Consider the following 16,955-nt stretch of genomic DNA (forward strand, 5'->3'; position numbering starts at 1 on the left):
CCTCGTCAGGGTCGGTCGCGCTCGCCCACCGGGGTACTGCCCCCCGACCTGTGGGCGTCGGGACGCTCGGTGTCACCGCCGGGCGCGGGTTCGGCGCGCGCGGCCCCGGGTCGCGCGTCGTCCGTCGGAGATGCGTCGTCCTCGGCCACCAGCTGCTGGAACGGGGTCGCCGGGGCGGTCTCGGAGCCGGGATCACCCTGGCTGACCAGGGTCTCGAACAGGTCGCGGGAGGTCAGCATCGCCTCGCGCAGCTGCTCCGTGGTCGGCTCCTTGGCCTCCTCGCGGCGGGCCGAGCAGTAGCGCTCCACCGCCGCGGGATGGTCGACCGACAGGTCTCCCAGCCGCTGCTCGCGCGGCGCGTCGGGATAGCCCCGCAGCACCGCCACCTCGTCGAGCAGTTCGTCCGCCCGTCGCAGCGCCGCGTTGGGCGCCTCGACGAAGCTGGCCTGGACCTCGTCCCAACGGTGCCGCAGCCCGTCTCGATGGTCGACGGGGACGGGCCGCACGGTGAAGGCCTGGCGGCGCTGCTCGCGTGCGAGCAGTTCCTCCTCGGCGGCGCGCCGGTTCTTCGCGCTGTCGACGGTGCGGTCGTACTCACGGCCGAAGCGCCGCTGCAGGTGACGGCGCACCTCGAGGCGTTCGCGACGCCGCTTGCGGACGACCACGAACACCACGACGAGGACGAGCAGCACCACGACGGCGGCGACGATCCACATCCACGGCTCGACGGCGGACAGGTCCACGGCCTACCTCCACGACGGTTGGGCGCCCCATCCTGCGGCGTGGGCGACCGTGCGCACCCGTCCGTGCGGCAGGGGCGGAGGTCTGTGAACGCCTCGTCGTCCGCGCGACCACCACCGAAGGGACCTTCCGCGGCCTCCGTCGAGAGCGCCCGCGCGCCCCCGCGGTCCGTCAGACGTCGCCGTCGTCCTCCGGGAGCTCGACCTTGCGGAACAGCGGGGTCGGCGCGCCCAGGGTGCTTCCCGCCGGGACCTCGCGTCGCTGCCAGCCGGTGCCCTCGAGCTGTTCGCCGTGCCCCAACCACGCCCCGACCTTGGCCGCGGCGAACGGCGTGTAGGGCGCGAAGGCGAGATTGCACCCGGCGATCGCCTGCAGGGCGGTCCACAGCGTCGTCCCGGTGCGCCGGAGGTCGGTCTTGGCCGTCTTCCACGGCTCGGTGGCATTGAGGTAGGCGTTGACCTCCTGGGCGGCGTCGAGGGCCTCCTTGAGCCCGGCACGCAGCTCGACGCGCTCGAGCAGCTCGGCCTCGCGGGCGAGGTTGCGGTCGACCGTGGCGAGGATGTCGCGGTCACGCTCGTCGAGCTCACCCGGCTCGGGGACGACCCCGTCGAAGTTCTTGCGGGTCATCGCCAGCACCCGGTTGACGAGGTTGCCCCAGGCCGCGACCAGCTCGCCGTTGATGCGCCGGACGAGCTCGTCCTCGGTCAGGTCGGTGTCGTTGTACTCGGGCAGGATCGTCGCCAGCGCATAGCGCAGCTCGTCGGGCTGGTAGTCGTCGAGGTAGTCGAGCAGCGACTTGCCGATGCCGCGGGACTTGGACGCCTTGGCGCCGCGGAAGGTGACGTACTGGTTGGCCGGCACGTTGGTCGGCAGGTTCAGCGGCGGCGACTCCGCCGTCGCCGACCCGAGCAGGTAGGTCGGCCAGAACACCGCGTGGAACGGGATGTTGTCCTTGCCGATGAAGTAGTACGACTCCGCGGCAGGGTCCAGCCACCAGGCCTTCCACGCGTCCGGGTCCCCGGAGCGCTGCGCCCACTCCTTGGACGCCGACAGGTAGCCGATGACGGCCTCGAACCAGACGTAGATGCGCTTCTGCGAGTCCGGCGTGGAGATGTCGAGCTCCGGTGGCAGCGGCACGCCCCAGGCCAGGTCGCGGGTGATCGCGCGCTCGATCAGCCCCTCCCGTACGAAGCCGAGCGCCCAGTTGATGACGTGCCCGCGCCAGCCTTCGCGCCCCTCGAGCCAGCGCAGCAGGTCCTCCTGGAGCCGCGGCAGCAGGATGAAGTAGTGCTCGGTCTCACGCGGTTCGGGCGTGGCACCGGTGAACTTCGAGCGCGGGTCGATCAGATCGATCGGGTCGAGGGTCTTGCCGCAGGTCTCGCACTGGTCCCCGCGGGCGTCGGGGGAGCCACAGTGCGGGCAGGTGCCCTCGACGTAGCGGTCGGGCAGGAACCGACCGGCCTGCGGGTCGTAGAACTGCTCGGTGGTCCGGGTGTCGATGTAGCCGTTGGCGTGCAGTGCCCGGAACAGCTCCCAGGTGACCTCACGGTGGTTGTCGGTCATCGTCGTCGTGAACAGGTCGAACGAGATGCCCAGCCGCTCCCACTGTTCGTGGAACCGCGGGTTGTAGCGGTTGACCACGTCCGCCGGTTCGACCCCGTCCTGGTCGGCCTTCACCGTGATCGGCGTGCCGTGGGCGTCGGTGCCGCTGACCATCAGCACGCGATTGCCGCTGATGCGGTGGTAGCGCGCGAAGACGTCGGCCGGCAGGTAGCACCCGGCGATGTGCCCGAGGTGGCTCAGCCCGTTCGCGTACGGCCAGGCGACGGCCACGAGGACGTGGCGCGGGTCGCCCGCGGAGGTGTCGGAAGCGCTCATGGGCCGAAGCCTATCCCTCGCGGCCCGTACCCCCTCCTGCCTCACGGGACCCGCGACGCCAGGGCCGTGACGGCCCGAAGTTAGGCGACCAGCGGCGGGAGGCCGGGACCGTCGGCGGGACCGTCGGGGGCGGGCAGTCGCAGCTCGGCCAGCACGCCGTGGTGGTCGGACACCACCGGGCCGTCACGGCCGTCGAGCACGACCCGGGCGTCGACGACCTCGAAGGCCGCGCCGACGAGCACGTGGTCGACGCGTCGGCCGAGCAGCCAGGGCTGTCGGGCGAAGGGGTTGTCGAACGCGAAGGTCGCGCGCGGGCGGGTCGGCGCGAGGTCGAACACGTCGGTGAGGCCGCTGCCGGGCGGGAAGTCGGCCGCCAGCGCCTGCACGGCCCGTGACCGGCAGGTGGTGTTGAGGTCACCGACCAGGAGCACCGGGAGCGACTCCTCGCCCAGCAGGTGGCGCACCGCACGGGCCTGCGCGAGCCGCACGCCTCCGTGCCGGCGGCGCCACGTCAGGTGGGTGTTGGCCACCAGCACCGGGCCCGTGGGGGTGGCGATCTCGGCCCGCTGCAACTGGCGTGGCACGTCGCGCGGATGACCGGGCAGTCGCGTGGTCTCCCCCGCGGTCAACGGTCGCCGGGCGAGCACCGCGAGCCCTTCCTGCTCGCCGTCGCGGGTGAACGTGCGCGCCCACCACCGGTGGGGGTAGCCGGCCGCCTCGGCGAGCAGGTCGGACTGCAGTTCGCCGTCGAACCGTCGGACCTCCTGCAACGCGACCACGTCGGGTCGGCTCGCGGCCAGCCAACCGGCCAGGTCCTCCATCCGGCGTGCGACGGGCCCGTTGGTGCCCCACAGGTTCAGCGTCAGCAACCGGAGCCCACACGCGTCGTCGCGGGTGCCCCCGTCGGCCACCGGCACCCCCCTGGTCGTGCCGACGATTCTGCCCGAGGCGGGCTCGTGGCGCGTCGCCGACCTTGGGACATGCCGTGGCTCGCCACCGGTGGCCGGCTCCCGGCCCCGGCGCGGCCGACCGCGACCTGCCTCGACGGTCGGCCGACCCCCGAAGTCGGGACCTTGGCCCCCGATGCCGCGGTGGCACCGGCCGTCATGCTCGGACGACCCCTCGGGGTCGTGCGCGTGTCCCTCGCCGCGCGGGACGACAAGGAACCTCGATGACCGCCCTCCACCGCTGGTGGGACCGACTGTCGCGTGAACGCAGCGTCGCCCCGCTGGGCCAGTCGCGCTGGCTGATGCCCCCGGCCGCCCTGGCCGTGCACCTCAGCATCGGGCAGGTGTACGCCTTCAGCGTGTTCAAGCTGCCGCTGGTGGAGCGCTTCGGCACCAGCGAGACCGCCATCGCGGTCGTGTTCTCGATCGCGATCGTCATGCTGGGCCTGTCGGCCGCGTTCGGCGGCACCTGGATGGAGCGCAACGGTCCGCGTCGGGCCATGGTGGTCGCGGCAGCCTGCTGGTCCAGTGGCTTCCTCGTCGCGGCCCTCGGCATCGCACTCGGCCAGCTGTGGCTCGTCCACCTCGGCTACGGCGTGATCGGCGGCATCGGGCTCGGCATCGGCTACATCTCCCCGGTCTCGACGCTGCTGAAGTGGTTCCCGGACCGCCCGGGGCTGGCCACGGGCCTGGCGATCATGGGCTTCGGCGGCGGCGCGCTGGTCGCCGCGCCGGTGTCGAACCGGCTGCTGGCCCTCCACGGCGCCAACGGTGGGGACGGCCTGGTCGCCACGTTCGTGACCCTCGCGGCCGTCTACCTGGTGCTGATCGCCTTCGGCGCGGCCACCATCCGGGTCCCCGCACCCGGCTGGACCCCGCCCGGCCGGACGCCCCCGGTTCCCGCCGCAGCCGTGACACCCGCGGCCTCGGCCACGATGCCGGCCGCCGCAGCACCGGCCGCCGCCGTCGACGACCGCACGGCCGCCGAGGCGATGCGTACCCGGCAGTTCTGGCTGCTGTGGCTGGTGCTGTTCTGCAACGTCAGCGCCGGCATCGGCATCCTCGAGCAGGCCGCACCGATGGTGCAGGACTTCTTCGCGCACGTCAGCCCGGAGACCGCCGCGGGCTACGTCGGCGTGCTGGCGCTGGCGAACATGGCCGGGCGCTTCGGTTGGTCGTCGGCGTCGGACGCGATCGGACGGCGCCGCGTGTACGTCGTCTACCTCGGCGTCGGTGCTCTCGCCTTCCTCGCCGCCGCCAGTCTCGGGACCTCGAGCCTGCCGGTGTTCGTGCTGGCGACCGCGGTCGCGATCAGCTTCTACGGCGGCGGCTTCGCCACCGTCCCCGCCTACCTCAGGGACCTGTTCGGCTCCACGCAGGTCGGCGCGATCCACGGTCGGCTGCTGACCGCCTGGTCGGCGGCGGGCGTGGCCGGCCCACTGGTGGTCAACGTGCTGACCGACGCCCGCCGCGCCGCCGGGGTCACCGGCGCGGCGGCGTACCGACCGTCGCTGCTGCTGATGGTCGGGCTGCTGCTGGTCGGGCTGGTCGCCAACCTCGCCGTCCGGCCGCTGCCGGATCGGCGCCCACTGCCCGACCCCCGTCCCCTCGAACCGGCGGTGCCCGCATGACGACGTCCACCTCCCGCCTCGTGCTCGCCTGGACCCTGGTGGCGGCGCCGCTCGCCTACGGGCTGGTGCAGACCGTGCTCAAGGCCACCCAGCTGTTCGGCTGACCCGCCGGCGCACTCACCGGTCGGGCGCACGCAGCGTGGCGACGGCGTTGCGCAGCCGGTGCTGCGCCGACAGCTCCTCGCGGACCGGCTCGAGCAGGGTCCCCTCGATCACCGCCCGCAGCCGGCGCTCGATCCGGCGGCGCACCGCCGCGGCGTGACGGCGCGCACCGGCCCGTGCCGCGAGCCGGGTACCGACCCCGACCAGGACCCGCGCCACCAGGCCTCCCAGCAGCAGCGCCGTCGGCCAGGGCACGCCGTCCGCCAGTTCGGGCACCGGGAGGGCCGGCAGCAGCAGCCAGTCGACGACCGCAACGGCCGCCAACCAACCACCACCGACCACCGCCGCCAGCTCGGTCACCAACCGCAGCATGGCCGCCAGCGCCCACCACCGTCGTGGCGTCGGGCGCTCGCTGGCCTCCCCGACGGCGTCGGTCAGGGCCGGCGTGGCCCGGTCCGCGGCGGCCCGCACGGCCCGGTCGAGCGCCGCGTGGGTCCCGCCCACGGTGGTCCCCACGCGCAGCGCCCGCAACAGGGCGGTCTCGAGGGCCTCGGTGGTCACCGTCCGCGCCGGCACCGCGTCCGCGGCGCCACGGCCGCGCTCCAGCGCCCCGCCCCCCGGTGCGCCCGCCCACCCGCCGGTGAGCGCCCGCAGCGGCGCCCGCACCGCCCGTCCGAGCGGGGAGCGGGTCGCGGCCGCGGCGGCCCGCCGGTAGCGGCCGGCGGCCTCGGCGGTCGCACGGTGGCCGTCGACGGCGACGAGCACGTCCCCGACGAGCTCCCCGACCGACGGTTCCGGCGGCAGCGGGGCCTCGAGGCCGGTGCCGAGCCGCTCGCCGAGCACCGTGGCGTCCCCCACCAGGCGTGCGGCCGCGGCGGTCCGGGCGGCGGCACGGCGGGTCAGTTCCCCGCGCAGCACGTCGAGCCCGTGACCGGTGGCCGCCGAGGTCGTCAGCACGGTGGCGTCCCGGTGTCCCCCGGCGGCCAGCCGCGTGCGCAGGTCGGCGACGCAGACCTCGACGTCGGCCGGCGCCAGTTCGTCGACGCGGTTGAGCACCACGAGCAGCACCTCGGCGTGCGCGGTGAGCTGCGCGAGGGGACCCGCGTGGGCGTCGTCGCGGGCGTACTTGATCGGGTCGACCACCCACACCACGACGTCGACCCGCCCGGCGAGCCGGGCCGCGGTCCGGCGGTGGGCCTCCACGACCGAGTCGTGGTCGGGGAGGTCGAGCAGGACCAGCCCGTCGGGCAGGGCCGCGTCGACCTCGTGCCGCTCGGGCACCTCGAGCCAGTCCAGCAGCGCGCTGACCTCCGGGCCCACGGTGGCAGCGGCCGCCAGGGTGACCGAGGTGGTCGGCCGCCGGACGCCCTCGACGGCCACCGGCCGCCCCAGCAGGGCGTTGACCAGGGCCGACTTGCCCACGCCGGTACCACCGGCCACGGCGGCGACGGTGAGGCCGTCCCCGCGGGCGAGGCGCTCGTCGAAGCGCTGGCGCAGGGCGACGGCGGCGCCGACCGCGTCGTCGTCGAGGCGACCGGGGCCGAACGCCACGACCGTGTCGAGCGCCGCCGCGGTGCCGTCCGGATCGGGCCGGGCGGGCGCGTCACCGGCGTGCCGCGACCGGATCACGAGCGCGGGTCCGCCGCCGCACGGACGGTCGCGGCGGCGTCCGGATCGGGACGGGCGGCCGCCACCGCGCCGTCCACGACCGCCCGGTCCTGTGCCACCACCTCGGTCACCCGGCGGGACAGGTCCTCGTTGGCGTCCTCGAGCAGGCGACGCAGGTTCTGCTCGCCGAACAGGCGCACGAGCAACGCCTGACTGCCGGCGCTGGCGAGCGCGGCGATGCCCAGCTCGCCACCGGTGAGGCCTCCGCTGACCGTGAACACGACCAGGATGGCCGCGGTCGCGACGGCGTTGAGCGCCGTCGACCACACCCGCGCCTGCACGCGGCGATCGGCTCCCACGGTCGCGACCAGTTCGGCGACGTGGTCCCCCCACGCGTCGACGGCCGCACGGATCCGGTGTCGTCGCTCCGGATCCTCCTCGCGCAGGGTCGGGTGCTGGTCCAGCAGCTGGCGTCCGGCCGGGTCCTGCTCGAGCCGCCGGCGGGCGTCCCACGCCGCCCGCTCCAGCAGGCGCTGGATCGTCTCGGTCAACGTGTCGGCCACCTCGACGCGGACCTGGCGCGGGCTCTCGGCCGCATCGTCGGCGTTGCCGAGCAGCCCCCGCACCATCGTGCGCACGCGGGCCGCGGCGGTCTGCACCCGCAGCAGGGTCTCCCCTCCGCCGACCAGGTCCCGCCACCGGTCCAGCACGTCGGCACGCATCGGGATGCCGCGCTCGAGCTCGACCGACAGCTCCTGCTCGACCCGCCCGTAGGCGGCGTCCACCGTCGCCTCGAGGCGGTCGGCGGCCGCGTCCTGCGCGTCGAGTGCCGCGACGACCGGACCGAGCTCACCCGGCACCGCGGCCCGCAGCCCCGCCAGTGCCCGCCGACGGACCTCCTCACGCGCACCGTCGGCGGCCAGACCGGTCAACCACGCCTGGAGCCCGGCGACGGCGGCCGGGGGCAAGCGTCCGTCGACGACCTCGCTGGCCGGCACGTCGACGATCGTCCCGACCGGGACGGACTCGCCGGTGAGCAGGCGCTCGACGTCGGCGAGGATCTCGTCGCGGTCGCCGGGCCGCAGCTGCGTGACCACGACGGCGGTGACGGCCTGCCGGTCGCGTGCCAGGCGCAGGTAGCCGGCGCCGACCTCGTCGGCGTAGGTGCGGCCGGTGACGAACCACAGCCACGCGTCGGCGACGTCCAGCACGTCCTCGGCGAGGTGCCGGTTGTCGGTCTGCACCGAGTCGACGTCGGGAGTGTCGACCAGGGCCAGCCCGGGCGGCAGTCCGGGCGCGGTGCGGACCACCAGCCGGGCGCCGAGGTGGCGCCCGTCGTCGCCGCGCACGCGGGGCAGGTGCGGCAGCAACCGCGAGTCGACCAGCGCGGCCTCGTCGTCGGGGTGGCACACGAGCACGGGAGCGTGCGTGGTCGGCCGCACCACCCCGGTGGCCGCGACCTGCGCCCCGGCCAGCGTGTTGACGGTCGTGGACTTGCCCGCACCGGTGCCGCCGGCGACCACGACCAGCAACGGGGCGTCAGGGTCCGCCGCGCGGGCGACCGTGGCCCGCAGCAGCCGGGTGGTCGCGGTGGCCGAGCGACGCAACCGCTCCCCCGCGTCCGCGCTCAGCTCGAAACGCAGCGCCTCCAGCGCGCCGGCGAGACGCTCGAGCGCGGCCGCGTCGCTCATACCTCGTCCGCTTCCTCGTCGAAGGCGACCAGCGCGTCGGGGACGAGGTCGACGAGTTCGTCGTCGGCCTCCGCCGGTGACACCCGTCGCTCCTCGGGCTCGAAGCGCAGCACGGTCTCGACGTAGCTGCGGGCCGCGTCGAACAGCCCCGCGTCGGCGCCCTTGAGCTCCGAGAGGTGGTGCCAGTGGTCGATGACCTCGTGGAAGAGCTCCGCCGGCTCGCGCTTGCCGTGCAGGTCCTCGGGAACGAGCGCCACGATGGGTTCGAACGACTGCTGCATCCACCGGTGGGCGATCAGGGACTCCGGCAGGGAGTGCCCCTCCTCGGCCTGCAGCCACGCGCCGAAGTTGTGCATGTCGTTGAGCAGGCGTCGAGCCTGGTGCTCCTGCACGTCGAGCCCCGTCAGCTGGCGCAGCAGGCGGCGGTAGCGGCCGGGCTCGAGCACCGAGGTCTTGAGCACCATCCTCGTCAGGTCGCTGCGGTGATGGTCCTGCACCAGCTCGAGCTCCTCGACGTCGTAGCCGAGCTCGTTGATGCGTCGCAGCCGGTCGGCGATGCGGTAGCGCTCGTCGTCGCTGAACAACTCGTCGCGGGTCAGCTCGGCCCACAGCGCGTGGTAGCGCTCCTCGAGCTCCAGGCCGAGGTCGAACGGGTCGATCGCGGTCGACAGCACCCCGGCGGCCTGCAGGTCCATGAGCTCACCGCCGCACTTCTCGATGGCGAGCTCGACGTCCATGCGGCGCTGACCGGCGGACAGGTCCTGGTAGAGCTCGCCGGTCTCGGTGTCGACCACGTAGGCCGACAGGCGCCCGGCGTCGCGACGGAACAGCGTGTTGGACAGCGAGCAGTCGCCCCACAGGAAGCCCTGCAGATGGATGCGCACGAGCAGGTGCACGAGCGCGTCGATCATCGGCTCGCGGATGCGCTGGTGCTCCTGGCGCAGGAACAGCAGGCGGTAGGGCACCGAGAACTCGAGGTGCTCGGTGATCAGTACCGCCTCGAGCGGGCTGCCGTCGAGGGCCTCCCGGCGGCTGACCACGCCCACGACGTCGACGACCGGGACCCCCTCGGCCCGGAGATGGCGCAGGAACCGCCACTCGCGGTCGGCGAACCGGCGCGGCAGTTCCTTGAGGTGGTAGAGCCGGTCGTCGTAGCGGACGGTGCGCACGACGTGCCGATGGATGCCCATGGGCATCTCGACCAGCCGTGGTGAGGTCCACTCGGCGAGCGGCTCGTTCCAGGGCAGGTCGAGGAAGTCGGGATGCCCGGTGCGGGCGGTCAACTGGAAGCGCAACTTCGGGGACGACCTTCCGCTGCGGCGACGTGGTGGCGCGGGGGACGTGGTGACGCGAGGAGCGTGGGGACGCGGGTGACGGGGGGACGTGTGAACGGTAGGCCGGGGAACGACGGCGTGGAGGACGGCATGGCCGACCGGTGGTCCGGGTGTGCGACGCGGCGGGTCGAGCCCGTGACCGCGACGGCGGTCGACGCTCACGGCGTCCTGGCAGGCGTGCAGCGCGGTCGCACCCGGCGACGGCCAGCGGCGTGAGCCGCTGGCCGTGATCCGTGATGCCGGTGGGAAGACGTGGTGCCGGTGGGTCTAGCGCAGGGCGAGGCCGGTCTCGGGGTCGAAGAAGTGGAGCCGTTCGGTACGGAAACCGACGTCGATACGGGTCCCGGACTTGGGCGGGTTCCCGGGCTCGAACCGGGCGGTGAAGGTCTGTCCACCCGCGGCGGCCTGCCGCTTGAGCTCCTCGAACGCCTCGTCGTCGTCGATCGCTTCCTTCATGTCATCGGTCACGATCGGCGGCGTGTCGGTCCGGAAGTGGACCAGCATCTCCGCCCCGAGCATCTCGACCAGCGTGACCTCCCGGTCCCGCCAGATCTGCTCGGGCGCGACCTCGTCCACCGGCGCGAAGTGCTCCGGACGCATCCCGATCGCGACCGGCCCACCATCCCGCTGCGCCGCACCCGGATACCGGTCCAACGCCGCATCGGGCACCAACAACCGGGTCTGACCCCGATCGAGCTCGATCCAGACCCGACCGTCGGCCTTGACCAACGTGGCCTGCGCGATGTTCATCGACGGCGAACCGATGAACCCGGCCACGAACAGGTTCTTGGGCTCGTTGTACAACGTCTGGGGCGAGTCGGCCTGCTGGAGCTTGCCGCGCATCAACACCGCGACCCGGTCCCCCATCGTCATCGCCTCGATCTGGTCGTGGGTGACATACACCGTGGTCACCCCCAACCGGTTCTGCAACGCCGCGATCTCCGCACGCATCTGCACCCGCAACTTCGCGTCCAGGTTCGACAACGGCTCGTCCATCAAGAACGCCTGCGGCGAGCGCACGATCGCCCGGCCCATCGCGACCCGCTGCCGCTGCCCACCCGAGAGCGCCTTGGGCTTGCGGTGCAGGTACTCGGTCAACCCCAGGATGTCCGCCGCGTCGTTGACCCGCCGGTCGATCTCCTCCTTGGGCGTCTTGGCCAACTTGAGCGCGAACCCCATGTTGTCCGCGACCGACATGTGCGGATACAGCGCATAGGACTGGAACACCATCGCGATGTCGCGCTCCTTGGGCGACAGATCGTTGACGACCTGATCACCGATGTAGAGCTTGCCGCCCGAGATCTCCTCGAGCCCCGCGACCATCCGCAACGCGGTCGACTTCCCACACCCCGACGGCCCCACCAGGATCACGAACTCGCCGTCCTCGATCTGCAACGACAGATCGAAGATCGCCTGGGTCCCGTCCGGATACACCTTCTGGACATCCTCGAACACCACGCCCGCCATCTGCGGCTCCTCTCGTGTCGGCCGCCGGTGTCGAACGCGTCGAGGCAGCAACCGGGTCTCGGGACGCGGCGGGTCCCCGCCGCCACGGCGCCGACCATAGACCGCCCGGGCCCCCGACGCCGACCGTCCCGACGCCGGGCGGGGCCCGCGTCCACGCCGATAGCGTGTCGGGTGTGCGCCGGTGGACGCCGCCGGCACGCACACTCCTCCGCGGTGCCGTGGTCCCCCGGTCCGCAGATCCACTCCTCGAAGGACACATTCGTGAGCTGGTGGCAGGGTTCGGTCGGCTACGAGATCTACGTGCGCTCGTTCGCCGACAGCGACGGTGACGGCATGGGCGACCTGCCCGGTGTCCGCGAGCGGTTGCCGTATCTCGCCGACCTCGGGGTCGACCTGGTCTGGATCACCCCGTTCTACCCCTCACCACAGGCCGACCACGGCTACGACGTGTCCGACTACCTCGGGGTCGAACCGACCTACGGCACCGTCGACGACGTCACCGCACTCGTCGAGCGCGCCCACGAACTCGGGCTGCGCGTCGTCGTCGACCTGGTCCCCAACCACTCCTCCAGCGAGCACCCGTGGTTCCGCGACGCCCTGCGCGGCAGGGACGCGACCCACCGCGACTTCTACGTCTGGCGCGATCCGGCACCCGACGGCGGACCGCCCAACAACTGGGTCAGCAACTTCGGCGGTCCGGCCTGGACGCTCGACGAGGCCTCCGGTCAGTACTACATGCACCTGTTCCTGCCCGAGCAGCCGGACCTGAACTGGGCCAGCGACGAGGTGCGCGCCGCGTTCGTCGACATCCTCGACACCTGGTTCGCCCGCGGCGTGGACGGCATCCGCATCGACGTCGCCCACTCGCTGGTCGAGGACCAGCAGTTCCGGGACAACCCGGTCATCGTCGAACTCGGCGACGACGCGACCCCCGGCGAACGGTTCAAGTCGTTCGACCACCGCTACGACCAGGACCAGGACGGCGTGCTCGACGTCTACCGCGAGTGGCACCAGGTCGCGGCCCGGCACGACGCGATGCTGCTCGGCGAGGTGTACCTGCTCGAGACCGACCGGCTGCGCCGCTACGTCGAGGGCCGTGACGGCCTGCACCTCGCCTTCGCCTTCGCCACGTTGCACGCCGCGTGGGACGCCAAGGAGATCCGGACCACGCTCGGCGAACTGGTCGACGCCGCCGGCGAGCACTTCGCCTGGCCGCTGGGCAGTCACGACGACCCCCGCGCCGCGAGCCGCTTCGGCGGGGGCGAGCGCGGCGCGAAGCGGGCACGGGCCTACCTCACGCTGCTGTGCGGCCTGCCGGGCGTGCCGTTCCTCTACCAGGGCGACGAACTGGGGCTCGACGACGGCGAACTGGCCGACGACACCGCCCAGGACCCCGTCGCGGTCCGCAACCCCGGTGCACCGGGCCGCGACCCCGTCCGAACACCGATGCTGTGGGAGCCCGGTGACGGTTTCGGGTTCACCACCGGCACCCCGTGGCTGCCGTTCGGGGACAACCGGGGGCCGCAGCACACCGTGGCGTCCCAGCAGGGTGTGCCCGGCTCACCGCTCGAACGCACCCGCGAGCTGCTACGGGTTCGCCGGTCGCTGGGGGTGCTGGCCCAGGACGCGAACTGGACCTGGCTCGACGGGGCGTCGGACGTGGTCGCCATCCGCCGCAACGACGCCGATCAGCCGAGCGACGGCGCCGACCAGCCGAGCGACGGCGCCGACCAGCCGACGGGCGGTGCCGACGTCGTCGTGGCCGTCCACGTCGGCGGCGACGACGCCGACGACGTCCGTGAGGTCCCGCTCCCCGCACCGGGCCGCCTGGTGTACGCCAGCGACGACGGCGCCCGGGTCGAGGGCGACACGCTGTTCCTGCCGGCCGACGTGGCCGCGTTCGTGGAGCTGGCACCATGATCGTCGTCGTCGGGGAGGCCCTGGTCGACCTCGCGCCGCAGGAGCCGCGTGCCGGAGGTCTGCTGCGGCCGCTGCTCGGCGGCTCGCCGTACAACGTCGCGGTCGGGCTCGGGCGGCTGGGCACGCCGGCCGCCTTCCTCGGGGGTCTGTCGCGCGACGCCTTCGGCCGGCAGCTCGCCGACCGGCTCACGGCCGAGGGCGTGTCGCTGGAACTGGCCGGCCGAACCGACGCGCCCACCACCCTCGCCGTGGTCCACCTCGACGACGAGGGTCGGGCCAGCTACGGCTTCTACCTCGAGGGCACCAGCGCGGCCGGCCTGCGTCAGCAGGAGCTGACCGCCGTCCCCGACGGCGCCGCGGTGCACGTCTCGCTGGGCGCCGTGACCCTCGAGACCCGACCGGCCGGGCAGGCGCTGCGTCAGCTGCTCGCACGCCGACACGGTGACGCGCTGGTGAGCCTGGACCCCAACGTCCGACCGAGCGTGATCGACGACCTGCCGGCCTACGCGCGCCTGCTCGAGCGCTCGATCGGCCACACCGGCCTGGTGAAGGTCAGCGACGAGGACCTGCAACTGCTGTACCCGGATCTGCCCGCCGAACAGGCCGCCCGCCGCTGGGTCGCCAGCGGCCCCGGTGCGGTGGTCGTCACCCGCGGCCCCGACGGCGCCGTCGCGCTGCTCGCCTCGGGAGAGCGGGTCGAGGTGCCCGGGGAACGGGTCGAGGTGGCCGACACGGTCGGTGCCGGTGACGCCTTCACCTCCGGCCTGCTGCACGCCCTCGGGCGTCGGGGCGCGGCGTCGGCCTCGGGGGTGCGCTCACTCGACCCCACGGCGTGGGCCGAGGCGCTGCGCACCGCGGTGCGGGTGGCGGCGATCACCTGCACGCGCCAGGGCGCGGACCCGCCGCGCCGGGCCGAGCTCGGCGACGACCTCGCGGGACACTGAGGTCCGCCGCCCACCGGACGACCGGCGCTGGTGACCGGCTGCCGGGACCACTCGGCCCTGACCGCTCGTCTGACCACTCGACCCTGACCGCTCGGGCTGACCGCTCAGTCGCGGATCGCGGCCAGGCGCTCGTCGCGCGGGTCGGCGTCGGCGTAGGACCAGTCGCTGCGCTTGAGGTGGTAGCGCGGATGGAAGGTGACCTCGCCGGTCGCCTCGTCGATGTGGTCGACCAGCGGCACGGGCACGTCGTCGGGCGTGGGCTCGCCGCGCTCGACGGTGGCCACGAACTCCTCGACGAACGCCTGCATCGTGCTCGCGACCAACAGCTGCGAACCGACCGGCAGGTAACAGCGGTTGCCGTCGGTCACGGCGTGGCTGCGCCGCAGCAGCGTCTCGAGGTCCGCCTGGGTCGCCTCGCCCCGCTGGACCTTGGCCAGCTCGTCGTACATCGCGAGGTTGCCGAGCTTGCAGGAGTTGCACTGCCCGCACGACTCGACCGCGAGGAAGCGGATCAGCGCCGCCAGCACGTCGACGATGCTGCGCGACGAGTCGTAGACGACGAAACCGCCCGACCCCATGCCGGCACCGATGTCGCGCATCTCGTCGAAGCCGAGCGGCACGTCCAGCCGCTCCGGCGTGAGCACCTGGGTCGACACGCCGGAGTAGATCGCCTTGATGTCGTGGGCACCGGCGATGTCGACCAGCAGCGTGCGCAGCGGGGTCCCCAGCGCCAGCTCGTAGATCCCCGGGTTCTCGACGTCGCCGACCACGGTGAAGATCATCGTGCCGGGCGAGGACTCGGTGCCGGCCTGCCGGAACCAGTCGGCGCCGTTGGCCAGGATCGCGGCGACGTGCGTCAGGGTCTCGACGTTGTTGACGATCGTCGGGTTGGGGACGCTGGTGGTCGCGAACAGGCCCTGCTCGTACGGGCGCACGATTCGGGGCATCGGGAGCTTGCCCTCGATGACCTCGAGCATCCCGGTCTCCTCGCCGAACAGGTAGGAGTCGGGACCGAGGACCACCTCGATGCGATCGGCACCGGGCCAGCCGGCCTGCCGGACCTCCTCGAGGGCTGCGCGCAACCGCTCGACCGGACCGACGAACTTGGCCTTCGTACCCACGTAGGCCTTGTCGGCCCCGGTGGCGTGCACCGCGATGCAGACCCCCTCGAGGAACGCGTAGGGCTGCTGCTCGAGCAGCACGCGGTCCTTGTAGGTGCCGGGCTCGCCCTCGGCCCCGTTGGCCACCAGCGTGAGACGGCCACCGGCGGAGGCGGCGGTCTCCATCACCCCGCGCCACTTGCGGGAGGTCGGGAACCCGGCTCCGCCGCGACCGCGCAGCCCGGCACGGTCGATCTCGTCGATGATGGCGTCGCTGTCGAGCTCCAACGCGCGCGCCAGCCCGGCGCCACCGCCGGCGGCGAGATGCTCGTCGAGCGAGCGCACGGGAGCGGCAGGCAACAGGCGGTCGGCGTCGTCACGCACGTCGCTTCGACTTTCGCGAGGCATACGGGGGCAGGATGCTGGTCACGGGGAGAGGTTCGCCGGGCGGCACGACGACCGCAAGTCCGGGACGACCGCCGCTCGGCCGCCCCCGGTCAGTACGGGTTGGCGCGCTCGGCGTGGGCGGGGTCGAGCTGGTCCTCGAGCTCGGCGGGGAACGAGATGGTCGCCGGATCGCCGTCGGAGACGTAGCGACGGTCCGGATGGTCCTCGAACACCTGCAACCAGAACGCCGAGCCGTAGTCGGGCTCCCCACCGTCCCATGACGGGGAGCTGCGGATCCGCGGCACGCCCAGCGGCTCGAAGTCGGCGTCGAAGGGCGACAGGGCCGGACCCGAACCGACCAGCAGCACGGCCGTGTGCTCGTAGCGGTGCCCGTCGGCCTCGCCCGCGCCGGCCAGGGCGGGGTCCTGGGGCCGCACGCCGAACGGCAGCGACAACGTGGTCGTCGGCTGTCCGGTGAGCTCCTCCACCATGCGGGAGGTCGTGGCGAGCTCCTCCTGGACCTCCTGCGCGCTGGCCTGGCCGAGGTTGCGGTGCGTGTGGGTGTGGTTGCCGATCTCGTAGCCGCGCTCGGCGAGTGCGGTCAGCAGCTGCTCACTGCCCTGGCCACCACCGAACAGCGAACTGGTGATCACGTAGAACGACGCGGCGGTCGCGTCCCAGTCGTCGTGGCGCGATCCGAACGCCTCGAGGATGCCGACCTTGGTCTCCGGGTCGACCTCGCCCTGCTCGTCCAACGCGAACTGCTCACGGGTGGAGTCGTCGAAGGTCAGCACGACCGGGCTGGTCCCGGCCGGCAGGTCGATCGTGCCGGCGGCGACGTCGGCCATGCGGACCGGTCGGTAGCCGTGGTCGTAGAGATACTGCAGCTCGCCGCGGAACTCGTCCGCGGTCAGGTCGTAGTCGCCTCCCCCGCCCGGCAGCAGCCGGTGGTACATCAGCACCGGGATCTGACCGAGCTCGTTCGCGCCGACCTCGGCCGGGTCCGGGAGGTCCGCTGCGGCCTCGGTCGCACCCTCGGCGTCCTCCCCGGTGGCCTCGGCGCCGTCACCCGACGCGGCACCGGCCTCCTCGGTCGCTGCGTCCTCCGGCGTGGCGGGCGCGGTGTCGGGATCGGTCACGACCGCGCCGTCACCGGGCTCGTCGGGCTGCCCGCCGCAGGCGGAGACCGCCAGCGCGAGGGCCAC

13 protein-coding genes are annotated in these 16,955 nt (G+C 73.3%); 4 read left to right on the plus strand and 9 right to left on the minus strand.

Annotated elements, in window-relative coordinates; translation table 11 throughout:
- Positions 1-5: 5 nt before the first annotated feature.
- The 3 genes from ELR47_RS17415 to ELR47_RS17425 form a co-directional block, all read right to left on the minus strand.
- The gene (locus ELR47_RS17415) at positions 6-743 is read right to left on the minus strand and encodes a hypothetical protein (RefSeq protein WP_130651028.1); all 738 of its coding nucleotides are present in this window, start codon (positions 741-743) and stop codon (positions 6-8) included.
- A gap of 169 nt (positions 744-912) precedes the next feature.
- Positions 913-2,619: a methionine--tRNA ligase gene (metG, locus tag ELR47_RS17420; protein ID WP_130651029.1), complete on the minus strand. Its 1,707-nt coding sequence runs from the start codon at positions 2,617-2,619 to the stop codon at positions 913-915.
- An 80-nt stretch (positions 2,620-2,699) separates the two neighbouring features.
- The gene (locus ELR47_RS17425; protein ID WP_130651030.1) at positions 2,700-3,530 is read right to left on the minus strand and encodes an endonuclease/exonuclease/phosphatase family protein; all 831 of its coding nucleotides are present in this window, start codon (positions 3,528-3,530) and stop codon (positions 2,700-2,702) included.
- 260 nt (positions 3,531-3,790) lie between these two features.
- On the opposite strand from ELR47_RS17425, the gene ELR47_RS17430 reads away from it, so the two are divergent.
- Together ELR47_RS17430 and ELR47_RS19460 are read left to right on the plus strand one after the other, a co-directional pair.
- Positions 3,791-5,197 (plus strand): L-lactate MFS transporter, encoded by a 1,407-nt coding sequence (locus ELR47_RS17430; protein ID WP_130651031.1) that lies wholly within the window; start codon positions 3,791-3,793, stop codon positions 5,195-5,197.
- Complete coding sequence (locus ELR47_RS19460; RefSeq protein WP_420811106.1) at positions 5,194-5,301, plus strand: MFS transporter small subunit; 108 nt, start codon at positions 5,194-5,196, stop codon at positions 5,299-5,301. Before ELR47_RS17430 ends, ELR47_RS19460 begins: the two co-directional genes overlap by 4 nt.
- Positions 5,302-5,314: 13 nt before the next feature.
- Here the strand turns inward: ELR47_RS19460 and ELR47_RS18750 are convergent, their stop codons facing one another.
- From ELR47_RS18750 to ELR47_RS17445, 4 genes are all read right to left on the minus strand, one after another.
- The gene (locus tag ELR47_RS18750) at positions 5,315-6,928 is read right to left on the minus strand and encodes a GTPase (RefSeq protein ID WP_188584350.1); all 1,614 of its coding nucleotides are present in this window, start codon (positions 6,926-6,928) and stop codon (positions 5,315-5,317) included.
- A complete protein-coding gene (locus tag ELR47_RS18755) occupies positions 6,925-8,598 on the minus strand; it encodes a GTPase family protein (protein ID WP_188584349.1) in 1,674 nt (557 codons plus the stop codon). The genes ELR47_RS18750 and ELR47_RS18755 overlap by 4 nt, the downstream gene beginning before the upstream one ends.
- Positions 8,595-9,893, minus strand: a complete 1,299-nt coding sequence (locus tag ELR47_RS17440; protein WP_205745349.1) for a DUF4032 domain-containing protein — start codon at positions 9,891-9,893, stop codon at positions 8,595-8,597. Before ELR47_RS17440 ends, ELR47_RS18755 begins: the two co-directional genes overlap by 4 nt.
- 306 nt (positions 9,894-10,199) lie before the next feature.
- Positions 10,200-11,399, minus strand: a complete 1,200-nt coding sequence (locus ELR47_RS17445) for an ABC transporter ATP-binding protein (RefSeq protein ID WP_130651032.1) — start codon at positions 11,397-11,399, stop codon at positions 10,200-10,202.
- A gap of 261 nt (positions 11,400-11,660) precedes the next feature.
- On the opposite strand from ELR47_RS17445, the gene ELR47_RS17450 reads away from it, so the two are divergent.
- Together ELR47_RS17450 and ELR47_RS17455 are read left to right on the plus strand one after the other, a co-directional pair.
- Positions 11,661-13,319 (plus strand): alpha-amylase family glycosyl hydrolase, encoded by a 1,659-nt coding sequence (locus ELR47_RS17450; RefSeq protein WP_130651033.1) that lies wholly within the window; start codon positions 11,661-11,663, stop codon positions 13,317-13,319.
- Positions 13,316-14,263, plus strand: a complete 948-nt coding sequence (locus ELR47_RS17455; protein ID WP_130651034.1) for a carbohydrate kinase family protein — start codon at positions 13,316-13,318, stop codon at positions 14,261-14,263. The genes ELR47_RS17450 and ELR47_RS17455 overlap by 4 nt, the downstream gene beginning before the upstream one ends.
- A 104-nt stretch (positions 14,264-14,367) precedes the next feature.
- Here the strand turns inward: ELR47_RS17455 and ELR47_RS17460 are convergent, their stop codons facing one another.
- A complete protein-coding gene (locus ELR47_RS17460; protein ID WP_130651035.1) occupies positions 14,368-15,747 on the minus strand; it encodes an NADH-ubiquinone oxidoreductase-F iron-sulfur binding region domain-containing protein in 1,380 nt (459 codons plus the stop codon).
- Between the two features lie 113 nt (positions 15,748-15,860).
- Complete coding sequence (locus tag ELR47_RS17465; RefSeq protein ID WP_130651036.1) at positions 15,861-16,955, minus strand: polysaccharide deacetylase family protein; 1,095 nt, start codon at positions 16,953-16,955, stop codon at positions 15,861-15,863.

This window comes from Egicoccus halophilus, from assembly GCF_004300825.1.
In the GTDB taxonomy this organism is placed as follows: domain Bacteria; phylum Actinomycetota; class Nitriliruptoria; order Nitriliruptorales; family Nitriliruptoraceae; genus Egicoccus; species Egicoccus halophilus.

What these genes read in the sequence shown, in the direction of transcription:
- ELR47_RS19460 (WP_420811106.1), top strand. Translation starts at nt 5,194, where the DNA reads ATGACGACGTCCACCTCCCGCCTCGTGCTCGCCTGGACCCTGGTGGCG.
- ELR47_RS17430 (WP_130651031.1), top strand. Translation starts at nt 3,791, where the DNA reads ATGACCGCCCTCCACCGCTGGTGGGACCGACTGTCGCGTGAACGCAGC.
- ELR47_RS18755 (WP_188584349.1), bottom strand. Translation starts at nt 8,598, where the DNA reads ATGAGCGACGCGGCCGCGCTCGAGCGTCTCGCCGGCGCGCTGGAGGCG.
- ELR47_RS17445 (WP_130651032.1), bottom strand. Translation starts at nt 11,399, where the DNA reads ATGGCGGGCGTGGTGTTCGAGGATGTCCAGAAGGTGTATCCGGACGGG.
- metG (WP_130651029.1), bottom strand. Translation starts at nt 2,619, where the DNA reads ATGAGCGCTTCCGACACCTCCGCGGGCGACCCGCGCCACGTCCTCGTG.
- ELR47_RS17455 (WP_130651034.1), top strand. Translation starts at nt 13,316, where the DNA reads ATGATCGTCGTCGTCGGGGAGGCCCTGGTCGACCTCGCGCCGCAGGAG.